General features: G+C 39.5%; 21 protein-coding genes. 11 read left to right on the plus strand and 10 right to left on the minus strand.

Annotation, left to right across the window (positions count from 1 at the left end):
- Positions 1-33: 33 nt before the first annotated feature.
- Together LQ227_RS08410 and tssO are read right to left on the minus strand one after the other, a co-directional pair.
- Positions 34-519, minus strand: a complete 486-nt coding sequence (locus LQ227_RS08410; protein WP_215124638.1) for a type VI secretion system transmembrane protein TssO — start codon at positions 517-519, stop codon at positions 34-36.
- A gap of 11 nt (positions 520-530) precedes the next feature.
- On the minus strand, positions 531-1,052 hold the full coding sequence (tssO, locus tag LQ227_RS08415) for a type VI secretion system TssO (protein ID WP_230148999.1): 522 nt from the start codon (positions 1,050-1,052) through the stop codon (positions 531-533).
- Between the two features lie 179 nt (positions 1,053-1,231).
- On the opposite strand from tssO, the gene LQ227_RS08420 reads away from it, so the two are divergent.
- Positions 1,232-1,666 carry a GPW/gp25 family protein gene (locus LQ227_RS08420; RefSeq protein WP_230149000.1) on the plus strand — a complete coding sequence of 145 codons (435 nt, stop codon included), beginning with the start codon at positions 1,232-1,234 and terminating at the stop codon, positions 1,664-1,666.
- Positions 1,667-1,692: 26 nt separating this feature from the next.
- Positions 1,693-3,558 carry a hypothetical protein gene (locus LQ227_RS08425; RefSeq protein WP_230142670.1) on the plus strand — a complete coding sequence of 622 codons (1,866 nt, stop codon included), beginning with the start codon at positions 1,693-1,695 and terminating at the stop codon, positions 3,556-3,558.
- A 232-nt stretch (positions 3,559-3,790) separates the two neighbouring features.
- On the opposite strand, the gene LQ227_RS08430 is transcribed toward LQ227_RS08425, so the two are convergent.
- Positions 3,791-4,729, minus strand: coding sequence for a type VI secretion system baseplate subunit TssG (locus LQ227_RS08430; RefSeq protein WP_230142672.1), 939 nt, complete (start codon positions 4,727-4,729; stop codon positions 3,791-3,793).
- Positions 4,730-4,845: 116 nt separating this feature from the next.
- On the opposite strand from LQ227_RS08430, the gene LQ227_RS08435 reads away from it, so the two are divergent.
- Both LQ227_RS08435 and LQ227_RS08440 read left to right on the plus strand, forming a co-directional pair.
- Positions 4,846-5,739, plus strand: coding sequence for a TssN family type VI secretion system protein (locus tag LQ227_RS08435; RefSeq protein WP_230142674.1), 894 nt, complete (start codon positions 4,846-4,848; stop codon positions 5,737-5,739).
- A 22-nt stretch (positions 5,740-5,761) separates the two neighbouring features.
- Complete coding sequence (locus LQ227_RS08440) at positions 5,762-6,901, plus strand: hypothetical protein (RefSeq protein ID WP_230149001.1); 1,140 nt, start codon at positions 5,762-5,764, stop codon at positions 6,899-6,901.
- Positions 6,902-6,971: 70 nt separating this feature from the next.
- Here LQ227_RS08440 and LQ227_RS08445 read toward each other — a convergent pair whose 3' ends face one another.
- The 7 genes from LQ227_RS08445 to LQ227_RS08475 all read right to left on the minus strand — a co-directional run bounded on the left by LQ227_RS08445 (position 6,972) and on the right by LQ227_RS08475 (position 11,901).
- Positions 6,972-7,388 (minus strand): hypothetical protein, encoded by a 417-nt coding sequence (locus LQ227_RS08445; RefSeq protein WP_230149003.1) that lies wholly within the window; start codon positions 7,386-7,388, stop codon positions 6,972-6,974.
- Between the two features lie 101 nt (positions 7,389-7,489).
- Entirely contained in the window at positions 7,490-7,930 is a 441-nt protein-coding gene (locus tag LQ227_RS08450) for a DUF2147 domain-containing protein (protein WP_230149006.1), read from the minus strand.
- Positions 7,931-7,952: 22 nt separating this feature from the next.
- Positions 7,953-8,954: an NADP-dependent oxidoreductase gene (locus LQ227_RS08455; RefSeq protein WP_230149008.1), complete on the minus strand. Its 1,002-nt coding sequence runs from the start codon at positions 8,952-8,954 to the stop codon at positions 7,953-7,955.
- Positions 8,955-9,009: 55 nt separating this feature from the next.
- Entirely contained in the window at positions 9,010-9,777 is a 768-nt protein-coding gene (locus LQ227_RS08460) for an SDR family oxidoreductase (RefSeq protein WP_230149010.1), read from the minus strand.
- Between the two features lie 23 nt (positions 9,778-9,800).
- Positions 9,801-10,613, minus strand: coding sequence for an SDR family NAD(P)-dependent oxidoreductase (locus tag LQ227_RS08465; RefSeq protein ID WP_230149012.1), 813 nt, complete (start codon positions 10,611-10,613; stop codon positions 9,801-9,803).
- 136 nt (positions 10,614-10,749) lie between these two features.
- Positions 10,750-11,340 (minus strand): TetR/AcrR family transcriptional regulator, encoded by a 591-nt coding sequence (locus LQ227_RS08470; RefSeq protein ID WP_230142684.1) that lies wholly within the window; start codon positions 11,338-11,340, stop codon positions 10,750-10,752.
- A gap of 165 nt (positions 11,341-11,505) precedes the next feature.
- The gene (locus LQ227_RS08475; RefSeq protein ID WP_230142685.1) at positions 11,506-11,901 is read right to left on the minus strand and encodes a helix-turn-helix domain-containing protein; all 396 of its coding nucleotides are present in this window, start codon (positions 11,899-11,901) and stop codon (positions 11,506-11,508) included.
- A 77-nt stretch (positions 11,902-11,978) separates the two neighbouring features.
- Here LQ227_RS08475 and LQ227_RS08480 point away from each other — a divergent pair, with 77 nt between their 5' ends.
- From LQ227_RS08480 to LQ227_RS08510, 7 genes are all read left to right on the plus strand, one after another.
- Positions 11,979-12,614 (plus strand): NAD(P)-dependent oxidoreductase, encoded by a 636-nt coding sequence (locus tag LQ227_RS08480; RefSeq protein WP_230142686.1) that lies wholly within the window; start codon positions 11,979-11,981, stop codon positions 12,612-12,614.
- 188 nt (positions 12,615-12,802) lie between these two features.
- Positions 12,803-13,786, plus strand: coding sequence for an AraC family transcriptional regulator (locus LQ227_RS08485; RefSeq protein WP_230142688.1), 984 nt, complete (start codon positions 12,803-12,805; stop codon positions 13,784-13,786).
- A 182-nt stretch (positions 13,787-13,968) separates the two neighbouring features.
- Positions 13,969-14,892: an NADP-dependent oxidoreductase gene (locus LQ227_RS08490; RefSeq protein WP_230142691.1), complete on the plus strand. Its 924-nt coding sequence runs from the start codon at positions 13,969-13,971 to the stop codon at positions 14,890-14,892.
- Positions 14,893-14,949: 57 nt separating this feature from the next.
- Positions 14,950-16,029, plus strand: coding sequence for an alkene reductase (locus LQ227_RS08495; protein ID WP_230142693.1), 1,080 nt, complete (start codon positions 14,950-14,952; stop codon positions 16,027-16,029).
- 21 nt (positions 16,030-16,050) lie between these two features.
- Complete coding sequence (locus tag LQ227_RS08500; protein WP_230142695.1) at positions 16,051-16,440, plus strand: MmcQ/YjbR family DNA-binding protein; 390 nt, start codon at positions 16,051-16,053, stop codon at positions 16,438-16,440.
- A gap of 529 nt (positions 16,441-16,969) precedes the next feature.
- A complete protein-coding gene (locus LQ227_RS08505) occupies positions 16,970-17,740 on the plus strand; it encodes a glycoside hydrolase family 11 protein (RefSeq protein WP_230142696.1) in 771 nt (256 codons plus the stop codon).
- Positions 17,741-17,866: 126 nt separating this feature from the next.
- Complete coding sequence (locus LQ227_RS08510) at positions 17,867-18,391, plus strand: hypothetical protein (protein ID WP_230149014.1); 525 nt, start codon at positions 17,867-17,869, stop codon at positions 18,389-18,391.
- Positions 18,392-18,974 lie beyond the last annotated feature (583 nt).

Here is an 18,974-nt window from a genome sequence, read left to right on the forward strand (position 1 = left end):
GGTAGCGTTTTTTATAGGTTGTTTTTGAGGTATTTATCTAGCAGATATGGTTTGCTGCAATTGTCGCCTGTTGAGAATACAATCGTCCAATTGTCGTTTATGCAATTCGATATCCGTAATGTTTCTGTTCTGTTCCTGCCTATCGTAAAACAACCTGTCGTACAGCTGTGCCGTTTGAACAAATATTTTATAGCGCTGGTCTGATGCTTTGCGATCAAACGCAGCCCTGATAGAGCCTAATGAATTCTGTATATCGTTTTTCAAGAAAACCGCCTGTACATTTGGGTTGTAGCGGGTAATCTGTTTATAAGTGGTATCAATAGTAGGCGAAGTTTCTTTTACCATGCTTTCGAAGGTTTCGTTCTCGCTAATTTTTACTTCAAGCTCTTCTTTGGAGATTTCGTAGCGCGATTTATCGCTATAAAAAATACCAAAACTTAAAAGCCCTACGGTAAAAACAAACAGCGCTATAAAAAACAAGAATTGTTCGCGTCTTTCTTTTATACTTAATTTTATCATAATCGTTTTAATTATCGGCCGAACCGTCCGTTTCTGATCTTGGTTGCCGTAGCCTGGTTTGCGCGGTGGCAATCGTCTATCTGTTCTTTATACCTTTGGATATCGCCCCTTGATTTAATAAGCGAATCTTGCAGATCGGCCATTGCACCAACATTGTTGTTTATTTTGGCGTAAAGATCAAAACTCGGACTGGTTTGCGTTTTTTGGGAAATAAGGTCTTTAACCCTGTTGTTGGCGCTTTGGATATCGCCCAAAAGGATACTCTGTTTGCTCATTTCGTTGGCATTGTAATCGCGGTATTGGGCAAGTTCTTTAAAACGGACAAGGATAAGATCGAAATTGGTATTGATATCTTTTCTTAGATAAGATAGTTTTTCGGTTTCCTTTACCTTTTTATCGAGCAGAGTATACTCATAATCAGATGCGGCAAAAAAGAGATAAATACAGAGAATGGAGAAAAGTGTTAGGAATACAAAGTTTAAGATAAACCTCGTGTAAGCAGTTCTGATTTCGATGGCATTAATAGGTTTCATAGAGCATTAAATGTTTCACATAGCAATAGTATAATAATTAATCCGACAATCAACCACACTAAAATCACACAAACTTTTTCAAATTTACATTGTACTATAACAATTTTTAATATTTGTTGTTTGGTTATTAAAACGATATTATTTCTTTTACTTTTAACAAACTTTAAGCCAAACCGTGTATGTCTGAAAATTTTTACAACAAACCCTTCAGATTTAGGTCGGTTTTCTCCGGCATTGGCCTTCAGGCAACTGACCTCGGAAAATCGATTTCGAACCACTTGGAACTGATTATTTTTACCCGTTTTGGGGAGCATCGGTTCCATAACGATTTTGGATGTGAAATATGGGATCTCGACTTTGAGTTAATCGTGAGTGAGAGCATTTGGGAGGAAAAATTCCGCAAATCGTTGCTAAAATCCATTACCGACTATGAATTTAGGATATATAATACCGAGGTAGAAGTACGCATTACTGAGGTAGAAAATGTATACCCCCTACGTAAGATAACCGAGATTAAAAAAAAGGTAGATATTAGCGTTAGAGCACTAATAAAAACCACAGGAGAAAAATATTTTTTTAACACCGCTTTATTTCTTAGCCCATTATCAACTTAATCTAAAACGCCCCAAATATTCTACACATGAAACCAGTTTTTTATTCATCAAAAGATGAGATCCGGAACAGAATTCTAAAAAATGCTGAAGATTTCTGGAATATTAAAGACAGTAACGACTTCGATCCGCTTGTTAGACTGATTATTGAGGCATTGAGCAATGAGCTTTTTAATGTATCCAATGATGTTAAAAATTTAGAGAACAGGATCTTTGATAAAATCAGCCGTATTTTAGCGCCCGATCATTTAACTTCATCGTTACCGGCCCATGCCATTATGCATGCCAGGCCGATTGAACAACAAGACTATCTTTCGGTCTATTCGCAGTTTGCATTTAAAAAGAATATCCCGCAGGAAAATGATAAGGCCAAGAAAACCGATATTTTTTTTAGCCCGCTGCATACCGTAAAATTAAATAACGCATCGATAAGATACATCGTTACCGGAAATACACTTTTTAATGTAGAGCAATTTGGCAAGCAGCCTATACACAATACCCTTTCGGGCACTTCTGTAGAGAAAAATACGATATACATAGGTTTTAACGGCATTAAAGACTGGATGGATTTTAATAAACTAAATTTATTTTTCGACTGGAAAAATTATTCGGTGCCCGAAAACACTTACGATCTGCTCTCGCTGGGGAAATGGTTCTACAAAAACAACGAGCTCGCCGCCTATACAGAACGTTTTATGGATGAACCTTTAACAGGGAAGGTACAGGCTCCGTTTCAGCACAAACAATTGCTTAATCTGATCAAAGCAGATGTTTTACAGTTTTACAGCAACAGATTTATTACCCTGGGCGATCTTAACGATTTTAATATCGACGAAAGCAGGGAACTCCCCCCTGAGTTTGCCAACCTATTCCAGCCGGCTGTTTTAAACCAGATCGATAATTCGGTAAAATGGCTTAAAGTAATTTTTCCGGCAGCTATAAACCAGGAAATGCTGAACGAGCTTCATATTTATATCAACGCATTCCCCGTGGTAAATAAACGGTTAAGCCAGATCAAACACCGGCTTAAAACGATGAACAATATTATCCCGATCAAAACGGAATCATTGGATCAGATGCTTGCGGTAGAAAACCTGAAGGATAATAAAGGGAAAAGTTACAACGAGATTCCCTACACCAATGAAAACCAAAAAGGAGACGGATCTTTCTCAATCCGATACGGAGGCACAGAGCGTTTTGATACGAGAAATGCCAAAGAATTAGTAGATTACCTTTTTGAGCTGTTACGCGATGAGAAAGCAGCTTTTACCGCTTACGGACCTGATTTTTTAAGCACGATCCTTAAAAATCTGGAACAGAATATTGCGCTTATTGAACAAAAAAGCCGCTCGGCGCTTAAAGACACTAAAGAACTGCCCAGCTATATTGTATTGAAACCGATTGATGATGCGGATATTTTATTCCTCGATATCTGGGTTACACAAGCAGAAGAGGCCAACCACATTAATGCCGGAAGCCGTTTAGTGGTTTACGATAACAATAAGGTAAATGCAGAGAGTATCTTTTTATTGAGCCAAACAAAAGGCGGCCGGTCGAGATTGAATGCAACCAACAGGGTGCAGGCTTATAAATATGGTTTAACCACAGCCGACCGGATTATTACGAAGGCTGATGTGATCAATTTTTGCCGTTACGAACTGGGCAACAAATTAAAGGGCATTACTCTGGCCAAAGGCTTGATAATGGATAATAAACCAAATGCAGGCTTTATTAAAACCACTGATATTTTGATCGAACCTGCAGATCAGCTTAACCTTAGCGGGCAGGATTGGGAAGAACTGTTGAGTTTAACTTTGGCGAAATTAAAGCTAAGGAGTACGATGAATGTACATTACCGCATGCTGTTAAAGCCGGTGTTGTATAAAGTGGTTTAAGGTTTTGTGGTAGGACTTAAAATAAACACCATCATCTCGACTGGAACGCAGTGGAATGGAGAGATCTATCTAGATAGATTTAGTTTCGCTGAGCTTTCGGGTTCCCGGCTGCGTTGCACTACGCTCGAAATGGGGTATTGCAAGGATAGCTATCGGTGTAAGATTGCTTCGTCGGCTGAAAAAGCCTTCTCACAACGACGATCTCTCGCTGCTTGTTACAGCTTCAGATTAACTAAAGATATACCGTATACCCTAAATAAGCACTTTCGCCGTCCTCGCTCAATACCGTTTCCTGATAATCGGGTGCGGTAAGGAGTTCTACGTTAACCTCTGCATCTACAGGGATTAAATAGCTGATGGCCATATCCAAAATGGCCCTGTTTTTTTGTCCGGGAATAAACTTAACCAGTTCCTGTGGCGAAGTTGGACCGATATTAACATGATAAGCTTCGTGTTCGGGCGTAAAGCTATCACCAATGATGGTATCAATCCCCAATGCGCTTCCACCCAGCTGCATCTGCATTTCTTCAGCAATTTTTACCGGTGCAATATTGGCTGTAGCATCAACAATGGTAAGCGGCAGGTTGAACAGTGCAGTAAGTACTTTTGATACAAAACCGATATCATTTCTCTTTTGCTGGATTTCGGGCAGCAGGTGCATCCAGATGATGCTCTGTTCTTTGTTGAGCAAATTAAATTCATCCCATCCAAATTCAAAAATCTGACTTAAATCGGAATAGGTTGTTTTTTTATCGAGCATATTTTCATATAACTCGGTCATGATCCTTACATAATTAATTTCCGCATCAAAGGGTGTAAAAAATAGCCTGGCTTCCTTTTCTTCCTCTCTCCTATCCCTGATATCTTTAATCATAGATTCCTCGTCCATACCGGCACTACCGGTTGGCGGACGGTGGAAAAGCCCCTCAGGTAGCATATCATACAATCCTTCGCGGTTGGTACTGATGCGGATGCGTTCGTGCCTTCTTTTTTCAGAATAATAAGCCGTGGTATCCTCAATATCTTTTGCAAAAGCACGTTTATCTGGCCCCAATGGGATAATTTCAATCCTATCGGCATCAATTATCTTACGTTCAATCAGGTCGGCAGCGTGGGCAACGGCTTTGTAATCTGTAAATAGTTCGTTATTAATCAAAGTTTCCTTTTTCATTAAACTTTAAGGCTTCATTTTTGTTATAGGTTAAATTTTTATTACCGAAAAAATAACGATTATAATCAAATATTAAAGATACTATATTTGCAATACATCTCATCTATAAAAATTTAATGGACGTTCAATCATTTTTTATCCGCTTTCTCTTGTTCCCGCTGATCTTCGTCGTATCAACAGCGGTGCTTTCTATCATCAACAAAAAGAACCAGTTTCTCAATAACAAAAGACTTATCGTAAGTGTTCTGCTCATCGGCATTATTTTAGCCCTTCCGGGATTTTTAGGGTTCCTAAATTTTAATTTTATGCCCTGGGGCTACATTATCTGCTGTATTTTTTATCTCTTGATGGGCACGGTTTTCGTTTATCTGTTAACCAAATATTACCCTAAAGATGTACTGGAGCGCAAGGTTTTTATCTTTTTCGCCACTTTAATTTCGGCCATTTTAGCTGTTTATTTATACCAGCTTGCCTTTAACTGGTTAAGCACGGTAAATTTTGGGTGGTTTGGTGCGGGCAGTATCACCTGCTTTTTTGTTCCACTTATTTTTTGGTGGGCTTATGTTTCACTGCTTGGTATCCCTTCAGAAATCTACAAGATCTGGAAATATCCCGATACTCCATTGGACATCAACATGGACCATGTAGATTTTAACCGTTTATTGGTACTGGAGCTGGAACTTTACAAAAAAAGCAGCGATCCCGAACCCTTAAAGGTAAAGGTAAAAGCTGTAGAGAACATGAACTTCGGTATCTGGTTCCACAAGTTTATTGATGATTACAATTTAAAATTTGCCAAAAGCCCTGTAGAATTCAGGGGCGACGATATGGAAAATTATAAATGGATTTTCTTTATCAAAACTTCTTTTTTTAAACGCAATATTTTCATCGATCCTGATCTCGACATTATCGAAAATGGCATTACCGAAAAAATGACGATTTACGCTAAACGGGTATCTGAAAACGCAAACAAACCCAATGAAGTTGGAGAAAGTGCTATCTTTATCTAATCTATAATAAAAAACATCTACCATGATAAAGCCGCTAAAATATAAATCCATTAACTGGATTAATGGCATGAAGCTTTCCAGTGATCATTTTACATTAAGTGATCTTTATTTACAGGACTTTGTACGCGATGCCGCCTCTCTTCATCTAAATAATAGTAATTACGGATTTTTACCGCCTTTTGCAGGTTATAAAAGTTCGCACGATATCGAAATTATCGAAAAAGCAACCAACCATATCGAGGTAAGGGTAAGATATTGTAATGCCATTACGCCCGAAGGCTGCCACATTGATATTGTACAATCGGATAATATGGATACCCTGGTACACAACCATTATTTTGGCCAGTCGGAACCGCGAAACTATGTGATTCTATTAGTGGTAAGTCCGTTTAACCGTGTACCGACAGGCACACCAAACCCTGAAGAAAACCCCATCCGTTACCCTGAACTTGCCAAAAGTTATGCTATTGCGGTTTTACCGGAGAGCGAGGTGGGTTCGCAAACAGCAGATAGCTATTTCTTAACCATAGGGCAGGTTTACTACGAAAATGGCAGGTTATCAATCAACAGCAGTTATATACCGCCCAGCTCAACCATAACAAGTCATCCAGCCCTGATTAGATATTATGAATCTTTTAGTGTTTTACTAAATGATTTACAGCTGGCGGCTTTTAAAATTATCGACAAAACAGGAGGAAGGGACAACATTACGCCGCTAGGCAAGAACATCCGTTTAATATCAGAGAAAATTGTAGATTACATTGCAGGTTTATTTTACGAATATAGAAACATTGCGCACCGCGAATCGCCAGCAGTTTTAGTAGGTTATTTCTCCAGTTTGGCGCACATTTTTTTTACGGCCATTAAACTGATTGATCCCCGCGAAAGAGAAGAACTGTTAAAGTATTTTTACGAGTGGAAAGATGTAACCCCGGGAAACTTTGAAGAGCTTTTAGCCAAAACCATCGAACTGGTTTACGATCATAAACAAATTAACAACAGCATGCTAATGGCCAACGAATTTATGAGTGTATTGGTAGCGCTTTGGAATAAATTGAGTGGATTAGAATATATTGGCCAGCGCAAAGAAAATATTGTGGTTGCCGAACAGCAAGTTGTACAGCAGGTACAGGCCAGAAAAACCTGGACATTGCTGGATTAAATTATTTCTCGGAGTAAATTAATAATGAAGCTGTACTTATAACCAGGTACAGCTTTTTTATTCTTATTTATTAATCGAAAGCAACCTGCTCAGGTCCTGAAATTTTATTGATGTGACAAGCGCACTTGCCCCCACTTACTTTAATTACAACAGATTTAGTTTGCCCGGTTTCTACAGAGGTACCGGTAATTTTCAGATCATCGCCCTGTTCTGACAGACCAAATTTATTATTATCATCAACGATAATAAATACGCCTTTGATGGTACTTGTATAAATACTTGAATTAGCCGTTACCCGCTCTCCTGTTCTTTGGTTGATTACATTGAAATCCTTTACTTCAGCGCCAGCACCTTTATTGTCTACAAATTTAAACATTACCGAGGCAAATTCTTCAGTACACATTTTCTCTCCACAATCGGAAGTTTTATTTTTTTCGCACGAAAACAGGGCAATACCCATCAATAATAGCAGTGTTATTTTTTTCATCGTCTATTTGGTTTTTAATGAAAAACGACAAAGCGCATTAAAACGCTACAAAAAGGGAAATTATAGGCCATATATCAACTAATTCGCATCTTAACTAAACATTACTTCACCCTTTCCCAAACACTTGTCCGGCCAAATAAAGACACACCAATATAACCCCTGATATTCAGATTACCATCCTTTAGTTTCAATGTACAGCTGTATGTTTTACCACTATAAGGATCATAAATCTCGCCACCATCCCACACTCCATCATGGTAAGTAAAATCGTAAAGCATGATCAGCTCTTTAAGGTTACGGCCCCTTAATTTTTCATCCTTGTTTTTTACGTCTTTCCGGGAAGTAATTCCATTCGGTTCGTACATCGTTTTACCCCAGATCAGCTTGCCGAAATACTTCCCTTTTGCTTTATAAATATCAATTTTACCGGTTTTATCTTCACTCAGCCATACGCCTAAAATTTTATCAGCTTCTGGAGTTTGTGCGAAAGTTTTTGTTGCCGCAAAAAGGCACAGCAATAATATTATCCTTAGTTTTTTCATTATACATGTTTTATCAATTAAATCATTTAACTTTTATGACCACTTTTCCTTTGGCACGACCACTTTCTACATAAGCTATTGCTTCATTGACCGATTGGAACGGAAAAATTTTGTCTATCACAGGTTTAATAGCCCCGGCATTTATAAGCGTCGTAATTTCATTTAACTGAGATCCGCTAGCCCTCATAAACAGAAAGGAAAAATCCACATTCAGCCTTTTTGCTTTCTTCCTTACCTTCGAACTTAACAGGCGCATAATCAGTTTCACGAACCAGGAGGCACCGATTTGTTCCGCAAAATCCGGATCGGGAGGACCAGAAATCGAGATGAACTTTCCACCCGGTTTCAATACCTGTAGCGACTTTTCAAGCGTCAATCCGTCCTGGCTGTTTAAAACCAGATCATAATCATTCAGAATTTTCTCAAAGTCATCTTTTCTATAGTCTATAACCACATCTGCACCGAGACTTTTTACCAACTCGATGTTGCCTGGGCCTGTCGTGGTAGCCACAGTAGCCCCCAGATATTTGGCCAACTGAATGGCAAATGTGCCCACGCCGCCTGAGCCAGCCTGAATGAAAACTCGCTCTCCTTTTTGCAGTTTCCCCTTTTCGATGAGTGCCTGCCAGGCAGTAAGGCCCACGAGTGGGATGGATGCCGCTTCTTCCATGGTAAGTTCTGCAGGCTTTATTGCCAAATCAGCCTCATTAACGGCAATGAATTCTGCAAAAGTTCCAATACGATGATCTGCGGGCCTGGCATAAACATGGTCTCCAACCTGAAACTTTTGCACCTGCGCACCAACCTTAGTTATTATACCGGCCAGGTCATGCCCCAGAATAAATGGGGTTTTATAAGGCAAAAAAAGTTTGAACTCTCCTTTCCTTATTTTGGAATCGAGAAGGTTTATGCCGGCAGCGTATACTTCTACCAATACTTCATCGGCTTTCAGTACAGGAATGGGTACATTTTCAATCTTACCGCCTTCCTTGCTTTTATATTTGTCTATTATGAATGCTTTCATATTCTTGTATATTATTAACCACCAGCACAATATGGTGGAATTTATGAAGTGATTTTTATTGCGATATTACTTTATAACTTTTCTTTGGGTTAGCCAGATTAAAAACCATCTTTGGAAAAAGCCGGTTAAGTATATACACTGTTTTAGTATCACCTATACGGATAGTGAGCTTATCTTTTTGAAGGCCAGCAATAAAGTCTTTCACCATATCTGCCGCGCTCATTTTTTTTCCGTTCATGTCCGTGGTCATTTCTGTTGCTACCAGTGGAGGTAAAAGTTCAAAAACCTTTACGCTGCTGTTCAAAATCTGAAGGTGTTTTCTAAGCGATTTGGTGTAAAACTGCAGTGCTACTTTAGAGGCTGAATAAGTTGCTTCCAGCAATGATGGAACATAACTAAGTAATGATGTTGTGTTGATGATTGCGCTTTCTTTCCTTGATTTCAGCATGTCTATGAAAAGATTGTTAAGCCTGATCACCCCAAGGTAATTGACGTTCATTTCATATTCCGCATCCTCAAAATGCTGCCCATTTGATATACCAAGGTTGATTGGATCGGTTAAAACACCTGCATTGTTGTATAATATATCAATACCGCCCAGTTGCTGCACCTGGTTAAAAAGCTCTTGTGCATCATCGGCTTCTGAGACATCGCTTTTAATGGCTATAACTGCCGGATATAGTTTCTTGGCATCATCTAATTTCCCTTGGTTTCTGCCGGTGATGATTACGCTGGCGCCTTTAGCCAAAAATTGTTTTGCTGCTTCCAGCCCGATACCTGATGCTCCACCGGTGATCAGTACCGTTTTTCCTTTTATTTGCATGATTATAATATTTAATAATAATTTTATTTTGAAGCATTTACAGATTTCAGGATGGATTTTTCGAAAACCTTATAAACGAAATGCTGAAGCAGCAATACGATTGATGATCCTTTTCCAACAGGGTAACTAAACTTTGGATTCTTTTCCTTTACTGTTTGCAATAAAGTGGCGATAACCGGTGCAGGATCGGGTGCATTATCAAATGTACTTTTAGTATAGGCGGTTACCTTTTGCCTGAAGGTATCGTACGCTGGGATCGTTCCTGTAGCAACAGTTCCACTTTCACCGATATTGGTTTTAAAACTCATCGGCTCAACCATTACTACCTTGATGTTAAACTGGTTCAATTCAAAACGCAGTGATTTAAAATAACCTTCGAGCGCATGTTTGGAAGCTGCATAATAGGACACATTTGGAAGCCCCACTAAGCCCAGCAAAGAACCGAGGGTAATTATTTTTCCATGGTTTTGCCTTCTTAAATAGGGTAGCAACTCGTTGGTTAATTTGATCGTTCCCCAAAAATTGGTTTCAAACTGCTGCCTCCCTAATTCAATGGGGGTTTCCTCCGCAAGTCCATTTACAAGGTAACCAGCATTGTTAACCAACACATCCAACTGTTTGATCTGACTGAAGAGCAACTGACCAAAAGATGTTATAGAGCGATCATCATTCAGATCTAACGGCAATAACTTATATGGCAGTTTTGCTCGGTATTTTTCGGGGTTCCTACTTGTTCCGATAACCTGGTAGCCATTTTCGTGGAGCCTGCTGGCAACAAGCAACCCAATGCCTGATGAGGCACCTGTAACTAAAACCGTTTTTTGTTTTGATTCCATACTTTCTTTATTATAGACTTTTTAGTATATTTTTACACCAGCTTTTTACATTTAATTTAAAATGCGAAATGGTATTATGTTTTTTAATAGTTAAAAATAAAAAAAGACTTTTTAGTATATTTTTAATGAAAAAAAATTAGATCTCGTAACTTTCTAATTCTGCTTTCAGGTTTTTGAGCAAACTCGCCATCGGTTTTGCGGTGTTCATAGACCTGCACATAATCACTGCACCCTCAACAGCAGCCACGGCTTTAAATGCATATACTGCAGGCTCAAGTTTGTCAGAAAACTCTCCGTCCTCAATGCCCTGTTTTAAGATACTAACAAATAATTCCTGTCCGCGCCTTATTACACCGGCTATTTTCTCTTTAATTGCCGGAAAATGGTCATCAGATTCAACCGCAACATTAAATATTGGGCATCCGCCTTTTAAGTAGGTATTCAAAGGATCCTTGTAAAAATCGAGAAAGGCAAACACTTTAGCCTTTGCTGTTTTACCCTTACCGATAGTTGATAACATTTTTTCACCGTTGGTTTTCAACATAAAATCAACAACCTGTAAGGCAAGGTCTTCCTTACCTTCAAAATGACCATAAAGGCATCCTTTAGTCAATTTTGTTGCAGCAAGCACATCGTCTATATTAGCACCTGATATTCCTTTCTGATTAAAGATAGGGGCTGCTGTTTCTAAGATAAATTGCTTGGTTCTTTCGGCTTTGGTAAGCATATTAATAAATTTTACGATGCAAAAATATACTAAAAAGTTTAATTAAAAATACTTTTTAGTATATTTTATTCTTTATGGTATCGAAATGACAATCACCGCGATCTAAACAAAAAGACAAATATTCCTTAGCGCCTGATTTATGATGCACGGATGCAAGTTATTAACTTATGCCGGAAACTGTTCCATTGTTTTAAAAAGTGGCTCTTCTCTTTTTTGCCCATCTTCAATTGCCCAGTTTGCCATGGCGTATAACACAGGCCGCAAAGCCTGTCCCGCATCCGTCAGACTATAGGTAACGTGTGGCGGTATTACAGGTAATGCTACCCTCGAAATCAGTCCGTCTGCTTCCAGCTGCCTCAAATGTTGGGCAAGCATCTTTTCTGTAATATGAGGCATCGCCTTTTTTAACGCTCCGTACCGCTTTGATCCAGACATTAAGTGGAAGATGATAATCGGTTTCCAGTAGCTGCCAATTTTTTCCATCACGTACGTAACCGGGCACAATTTAAAGACCGTTTGCTTATTTAATTGTATGGTTGATGTTTCTTTAACTTCATTCATTTTACACTTACTTTTAGGTGCGTACTTGCACAAATGTTAGTTCAAATATACCTTTGATTCAATTAAAATATCACAAAATGAAAAAAATTCTTGTATTTGGTGGTTCTGGCGGAACCGGAAAACATTTTATTGAACAGGCGCTAAACGCCGGATATGCTATAACGGCTATTGTTAGAAATCCCCATGCCTTTGCAATAGTGCATCAAAATCTAAAGGTTATTAAAGGAGATGTTTTAATTCCACATACCTATGAAAAAGAGTTTGATGGGCACGAAGCAGTGGTTTCCTGTCTGGGTATCCCTAAAATCCAGCAAACGACCTTGTATTCTTCTGGTATCCGGAATATTGTAAACATTATGGAGAAATCGTACCCGAAGCGCCTAATCTGTATTTCGTCAGGCGCATTAGACATCCCGCCTAAGAGCTCGTTTATCATGACTTTTCTATTGAAGCATGTATTACAAAAGCTCTATAAGCCTGTATATGCTGATATGCGTATAATGGAAGGAATAATAAAGACGTCAGGCTTGGACTGGACAATCGTTCGGGCGCCAAAACTAACAGATGGCAAAGCAACAGGAAAGTATAAAAATATAACTGGTTTGCCGCTAGGCGGCATTCCGAAAATCTCGCGTGCTGATTTAGCCGATTTTATGTTTACGCACCTCGTAGACAGCGGGACTTTTAAAAGTACAATTGATATCGCCTATTAAATGATCAGAAAATGAAAGAATACATTTCTGTTGAGGTAAGGGAAATCAAGACCAAACTTCCCTCTCCATCTCCAATCCATTAAGATGTATCTTAGCGCCGAAATTCCAAAAATGATAATATTAGAAGAAAGTGGTGTAACTTTAGGATGTTACATCACCTCAGGTTTATAAATTAGTAATTTCTTGTAATGATTTTCGAATTTACAGCGGTTCCGGGTTTTGACTTTATCATACAGTTTTCCGAACTAATTAATGTTTCTATAAGAGATAACTTTTTGGAGATCCCAAAGGAAATGGGAGAAGGTTATGTACGTAAGGTTAGCTTTGGGGATGATTTTAGATTAACGATCCACCGGTATATATTAAAGGAAGACCTGATAGTTAAGCGCAATCCAGCTGCACAGGCCAATGATATACGCACCATTTTCTTTTACAATGGCAACGATGATCGTGAAGTTACATATAACAACGAGGCGAATATCCCATTCTCACAAAAAAAGGACGCTTCTATACTCCTATCTACAAATGATTTGCGCACAGAAATCCGTTTTCCTGCCGGCAGCAACATTCAATACGTGGTTGTGGGCATTACGGCCAACCGATTACGCTCAGTTCTGTCTGTTGAAAAACCAAATGGTACGATAACAACCATTATGGATGCAAATGCCTCCTTTCTCTTTTTCGAAAACCTGGATCCCGAAATGCAATTGCTCCTTAAAAATATTGTATCTGTTGATATGAATAACGCTTTGAATAATTTCTACGTGCAGATCAAGGTACAGGAATTAATGTATCTGCTTTTCAGTAAACTGTCGCTTAGGGAGAATACGACTTTTAAGAGTATAAATAGCAACGATGCAGAAAAACTGCTGGCCATCCGCAACAAAATATTGAGTGATCTTAGTACCCCACCGATACTAAGTGAATTAGCCAGTATCACTGCCATGAGCGAAACGAAACTTAAGCAGCTCTTTAAGCAAACATTTGGAGATACCATCTATAATTATTATCAAAAAGCAAGAATGGAAGAGGCTGCTTTTCTGTTGAAACAGGCCAAACATTCTGTTTCTGAGGTTGGATATGAGTTAGGATTTTCGAATCTCAGTCACTTCAGCCGGTTATTTGAAAAACAATATGGCATTACACCAAAGAAGTTTTCCTATACAGCTTAATTTTCTATTTTCCGAAAACACTGCCCCGTCATTTGTCGGATAGGACTATTCTTCTGTCTTTTTGGGTTATTTTACCTACTGAATAGCTAATACCTTTGTTCGTATATTCAGTATAACACAAAGTAACTTCTACACCTGATATTCTTTAGGTGTTGAGGTATACAGATTAAAATTCAAAAGCAATGAAAGCAATACAATACAACGACTACGGAAATTCAGATGTGTTAGAACAGGTCGACGTTCCGGCACCATCAGTCCAGAATGGAAATGATGTGTTAGTTCAGGTTAAAGCAGCAGGTGTAAATCCGATTGACATTAAAATTCGGATGGGCTTTATGAAAGCCGTCCGCCCCGTAGAAATGCCGTTTATTCCAGGCGGTGAGGCAGCAGGAATAGTTGTCGCCATTGGAGATGATGTATCCGCCTTTAAAGTGGGCGATGAAGTGATTGCCCTAACCGGCACAAATGCTTACGCAGAATATGTAACCGCAAACGAAAGCTTCGTGGTGCCAAAACCAAAAGGGCTTTCCTTTGCAGAGGCGGCATCAATCGGTGTCAACATTGGCACTGCCCAATCCGTTCTGTTCATTACTGGTAAACTGGAAAAGGGACAAAGCGTATTAATCCAGGGCGGAAGCGGAGCTGTTGGTGGTGCGATGGTGCAGATGGCTAAAGCCGCAGGCGCATACGTTATTGCAACAGCATCGGGAAAAGGCGTGGCATTGGCAAAAAGTTTTGGTGCCGACGAGGTAATTGATTATAAATTACAAGATGTTGCGCGTGTGATTAAGGATATTGATCTGGTAGCGGATACCGCAGGTGGCGAAGCCCAGGCAAAGCTTTTTCAAGTGCTAAAACCCGGTGGCGTGCTATTGAGCATTGTAATACCACCATCACAGGAACTGGCAGATCAATACAAGGTAAACGCGGGTTTTGTCGCCTCCAACATTTCAGCCCAAACCTTGCAGAATGGCATTGAACTATTAAAAATTGGAAAATTTAAACCGGTTGTTTCTAAGATATTCAAGCTCGAAGAAGCAGCCGTGGCACAGGATTTTTTAACAGCCGGAGGTATAAATGGAAAGGTTATCCTTACGATCGATTAACAATCGGGCACAATTAAATTTACAGGTTCATATCACCAATGTAATGAAAAACAACTCATGAAATTACTAGAAAAAGTAACATTAGGAAATAAAATATTAAGGAACGCGATGGCAATGGCGCCAATGACACGAAGCCGTGCTAACCTGGAAGGTGTAGTGTCAGACCTAACGACCCTATATTACACGCAGCGGGCAAGCGCAGGACTTTTGATCACGGAAGCCATTAATATCTCAGAACAGGCTATTGGAAGTCCGTTTACACCGGGACTTTATCATGATGGGCAAATTGAAGCCTGGAAGAAAGTAACGAAGTCTGTACATAACAGTGGAGGTGTAATTTATGCCCAGCTATGGCATACTGGTCGTGTCGGACATTCTGTGGATAGAAACGGAAAGCTCCCTGTGGCGCCATCGGCAATCGGGATAAAAGGACAACAACATTTTACTTCGCAGGGAATGAAAGATTACGAAACGCCTCAGGAGTTAACTACTCAAGAAATCAAACAGATCGTTAAAGATTACGGTAAGGCCGCTAAAAATGCCATCGAAGCAGGTTTCGATGGCGTAGAACTTCATGCGGCATTTGGATACCTGCCAAACCAATTTTTATCGGAAAGCGCTAACCTGCGCACCGATGAGTATGGCGGCAACATTGAGAACAGGAACCGCTTCGTACTGGAAGTGATGCAAGAACTGGTTGATGCTTCCGGGAGCGATAAAGTAGGCATTAAACTATCGCCAACGGTTTATTATAACAATATAGAAAATAGCGATCCTGTTGCTCAATTCAGTCCATTGATCGATGCATTGAATGAATTGCCATTGGCTTATATCCATTTGATGAACGGCATTTTCCCTTTAAACAATTACCCCCATTATCCTAAAAATGCGATAGAAACATTTGGCAGCAGCAGTAAACACCTGGTAATTGCCAACGCTGGGTTCAATAAAGAAAGCGGAGCGGCAGAACTGGAGAAGGGAATCGCGAAAATAATTTCTTATGGCTCTTTGTTTCTCGCCAATCCTGATCTGCCAAAAAGATTTGAATTAGATGCCGAATTTAACCAAATTGACCAGGCTACAATGTACGGTGGAGGTGAGCACGGATATACTGATTATCCTTTCTTGAAAGATTGATCTTAGATAATTTAGCATGATATGAACGCAGTAAGTGTGAGAGAATATTGTCTTTCCTTCAAAGGAGTTACCGAAAAAATGGCTTTCCAAAAGGCCTCTTCTGAATATGACAGGAACTTACTGGCGTTTTATGTGAAGGATAAATGGTTCTGTTTTTTTAATGTGGATGAATTTGATTTTTGTACCTTAAAATGTGATCTTGAGGAATCAACAAAACTTCAGGAAAAATATGAAGATGTAAGGCCTGCTTATCACATGAATAAAAAACACTGGATTAGCATTTATTTTAACAAAAATGTACCTGAAAAGGTAATCAGGGACCTGTTGAAAAACTCATATGAACTTGTGGTGGCCTCACTAACTAAAAGGATCAGAAAAGATTTAGAAGAGGATGCTCGTGAAAACGGGTAAAACTCAGAGAAAGGTGGGCATCGAACAATTTGGTGAGTTTTGTTTTTCATTGGTTCTCTCGAAAAAGCGCAGGTATAACAGCTATCTTTTTATTTACATCGGATAGCGCCCCATTTCGATATCGAGTTACCACATCTTTTAAGGCGCTACCATATTTACAAGAAAGGGTAACCGTTAATTGCAGCACAGCTATGGGCATATTGGCTCTGGCAGTGGATACAAGAATGGCTACCCTTTTTTACACTAACCGTTAAATGGTCTCTCCTCTACAATTATAAAATAGCCCGATAGGCTCTGATGTGAACAGCCCCATTCTTCAGCACTATCTTGCGATCGGGATTTTTATTCTTAAAATGTCCGAAGCTTACTTAATTAATACTGCTCTGTAATCCGACAGCAAAAAAAACGCTATCAGGCTATTCCAATTCCAGACCGTGTTGAACATTTGTATAACAAATTTGCTGATTATTAGCCATATCCCAGGTCTGAATACGGTTATTTTGCTTCCCTAACCAATTATATATCTTATATGAAAAAACAAAATTCACTTACAGGTGTAACCAGGAAGGTTACGCTCGTTGTGGCTGCAACCTTAGTGTTTGCAAGCGCTGCATGTTTAACAGGCTGTAAAAAAGATGAAAAAATGGTACCTGGGGATGTTACTGCTCCGCCCCCTCCCACCAAAGCTGTCGCCACGGTAGAATCCTATCAATCGGGCACACACAACGGCTTCTTTTGGTCGCTTTGGAAGAGTGACGGCGCGACTGGCACAGTCAATTACGCCAATGGTACCGGGGGAAATTACAGCGTAAACTGGAACGGCTTTAACGGTAATTTTACTTGCGGTAAAGGTTATTCAGTAGGGTCAAAAACCTACAAAATAGGGTATAACCTGAGCACTTATTCAAACTCCGGAGGTGGTACTTTTGGCTGGTACGGATGGAGCAGAAGCCCTTATTATGAGTATTATGTGAATGAAACATGGGGTGCGGTTTCTCCTCATAGCGGTACTTACCTGGGAACATTCGAAACCGATGGTGCAGGTTATAACGTATGGACCCGATGGATGACAGGTAAAAATATCGACGGTGGCGATGGTTTCAGACAGATTTATAGTTCCAGGGTTACGAAGGTTACTACCGGGCAAAATCGCGTCATTACTTTTGCCAACCACTATAACAAGTGGCAAAGTTTCGGCTATACGCTTGGTCAGTTAAATATTCCTGCAATTATGGTTGCGGAAACATGGGGTTCTAATACGAATGGCAATATTAACTGTACCATTTGGGCGGCACAGTAAACACTTCTTTAAACCCATCACAACCACATTACTGCCTGGCAATAAGCCGGGCAGTATGTATTGCAGGTAATTCTGATCAATACCTGGATTAAAAATGCTTTTAATATTATTTAACAATTAGTTAACATGAGATCCATACTTTATTTCCTTGCATTTTTCATTTTTATCCTTCCCGCCTGCCATTCGCCAAATCCTAAAAACATAGATGGAAACAAAAAATCACTGATCGGAAAATGGCATCGGTTTTCCAGAGCGAATGGATATAGCGAATTTGATATTGATTCGCAATATGTAGTTTTCTATAATCAGAAAGTTGGCCGCTTTAAGCTTCCTTATAAAATAGAAAATGATTCTTTAAAATACCTTACTAAAGATTATGTAGCTAAGATTACAGACTACGGAGACTCACTTCTTTTGGAAGGCAACGATAGTACTCAAGCCGTGTTGTACAGGTTTAAAGAACCGCATGCTCCTTTTGCAACAATTCCCGAACAAAAAGATTCTGTATCATTTGCCTCATACATCGCTGATTTCGATAAAAGATTACTCAGCGAGTTTGAGAAAGCCGGAATAAAGATTTCTGATGGTATGGAAAAACGTGAGGGATCTGCATACGAAGAACTGTTAAAAAAGAAATCAGCAAATAGGTAAACGTGATGTAAATGCTCCTGTAAGCTGGTATTACATGGAGCATTTATATTCAGTTGAATAGCTGTTTTCTCCTTAGCAAGCCAGGCCAAGTGCCACTATCAGCCCTATGTACATCATGTCCAAACGTGGCTTTCTGCTTTCATTAATGTGCTGCACCAGTTGCTGCCAATTACACGACCTACTTTGCGCGAGAATGCGCCATTTGCGCTTTTCGAATACGTTGCCATAATTTTTGTTTTTATTGAAAAAATGTTTGTTCAAAAAGAGATTGCTGTTTATACCGGTATGTTTAATCCATGCCCAAACGTAGCGACTTAACAGCATTGACGCCTCATTATGAGCTTAAATGAGCCAAATTGAGCTAATTAGCCCTGTTATTGAGCTAAAATGGACCGTCACAGTTGTGAAATAGTAGTGCAAAGGCCCGGGCGCTTGTGGCGACCCAACATCATTAAGTTAAACCATTAGGCACGAAAAATAATTTAACCACAGATAGAAAGGATGCACACAGCTATAAAAATCTGTGTTTATCTGTACGCATCTGTGGTTAAAAACGCTTAACCTAATTACATTGGGTGGCGGC

The sequence above is a fragment of the Pedobacter sp. Bi27 genome (assembly GCF_918698255.1).
Lineage (GTDB): Bacteria > Bacteroidota > Bacteroidia > Sphingobacteriales > Sphingobacteriaceae > Pedobacter.

Coding starts and splice junctions, on each gene's coding strand:
- LQ227_RS08410 (WP_215124638.1), bottom strand. CDS start 519: ATGATAAAATTAAGTATAAAAGAAAGACGCGAACAATTCTTGTTTTTT.
- LQ227_RS08430 (WP_230142672.1), bottom strand. CDS start 4,729: ATGAAAAAGGAAACTTTGATTAATAACGAACTATTTACAGATTACAAA.
- LQ227_RS08420 (WP_230149000.1), top strand. CDS start 1,232: ATGTCTGAAAATTTTTACAACAAACCCTTCAGATTTAGGTCGGTTTTC.
- LQ227_RS08450 (WP_230149006.1), bottom strand. CDS start 7,930: ATGAAAAAACTAAGGATAATATTATTGCTGTGCCTTTTTGCGGCAACA.
- LQ227_RS08445 (WP_230149003.1), bottom strand. CDS start 7,388: ATGAAAAAAATAACACTGCTATTATTGATGGGTATTGCCCTGTTTTCG.
- LQ227_RS08435 (WP_230142674.1), top strand. CDS start 4,846: ATGGACGTTCAATCATTTTTTATCCGCTTTCTCTTGTTCCCGCTGATC.
- LQ227_RS08495 (WP_230142693.1), top strand. CDS start 14,950: ATGAAATTACTAGAAAAAGTAACATTAGGAAATAAAATATTAAGGAAC.
- LQ227_RS08425 (WP_230142670.1), top strand. CDS start 1,693: ATGAAACCAGTTTTTTATTCATCAAAAGATGAGATCCGGAACAGAATT.
- LQ227_RS08490 (WP_230142691.1), top strand. CDS start 13,969: ATGAAAGCAATACAATACAACGACTACGGAAATTCAGATGTGTTAGAA.
- LQ227_RS08505 (WP_230142696.1), top strand. CDS start 16,970: ATGAAAAAACAAAATTCACTTACAGGTGTAACCAGGAAGGTTACGCTC.
- LQ227_RS08485 (WP_230142688.1), top strand. CDS start 12,803: ATGATTTTCGAATTTACAGCGGTTCCGGGTTTTGACTTTATCATACAG.
- LQ227_RS08510 (WP_230149014.1), top strand. CDS start 17,867: ATGAGATCCATACTTTATTTCCTTGCATTTTTCATTTTTATCCTTCCC.
- LQ227_RS08470 (WP_230142684.1), bottom strand. CDS start 11,340: ATGCTTACCAAAGCCGAAAGAACCAAGCAATTTATCTTAGAAACAGCA.
- LQ227_RS08455 (WP_230149008.1), bottom strand. CDS start 8,954: ATGAAAGCATTCATAATAGACAAATATAAAAGCAAGGAAGGCGGTAAG.
- LQ227_RS08500 (WP_230142695.1), top strand. CDS start 16,051: ATGAACGCAGTAAGTGTGAGAGAATATTGTCTTTCCTTCAAAGGAGTT.
- tssO (WP_230148999.1), bottom strand. CDS start 1,052: ATGAAACCTATTAATGCCATCGAAATCAGAACTGCTTACACGAGGTTT.
- LQ227_RS08460 (WP_230149010.1), bottom strand. CDS start 9,777: ATGCAAATAAAAGGAAAAACGGTACTGATCACCGGTGGAGCATCAGGT.
- LQ227_RS08475 (WP_230142685.1), bottom strand. CDS start 11,901: ATGAATGAAGTTAAAGAAACATCAACCATACAATTAAATAAGCAAACG.
- LQ227_RS08480 (WP_230142686.1), top strand. CDS start 11,979: ATGAAAAAAATTCTTGTATTTGGTGGTTCTGGCGGAACCGGAAAACAT.
- LQ227_RS08465 (WP_230149012.1), bottom strand. CDS start 10,613: ATGGAATCAAAACAAAAAACGGTTTTAGTTACAGGTGCCTCATCAGGC.
- LQ227_RS08440 (WP_230149001.1), top strand. CDS start 5,762: ATGATAAAGCCGCTAAAATATAAATCCATTAACTGGATTAATGGCATG.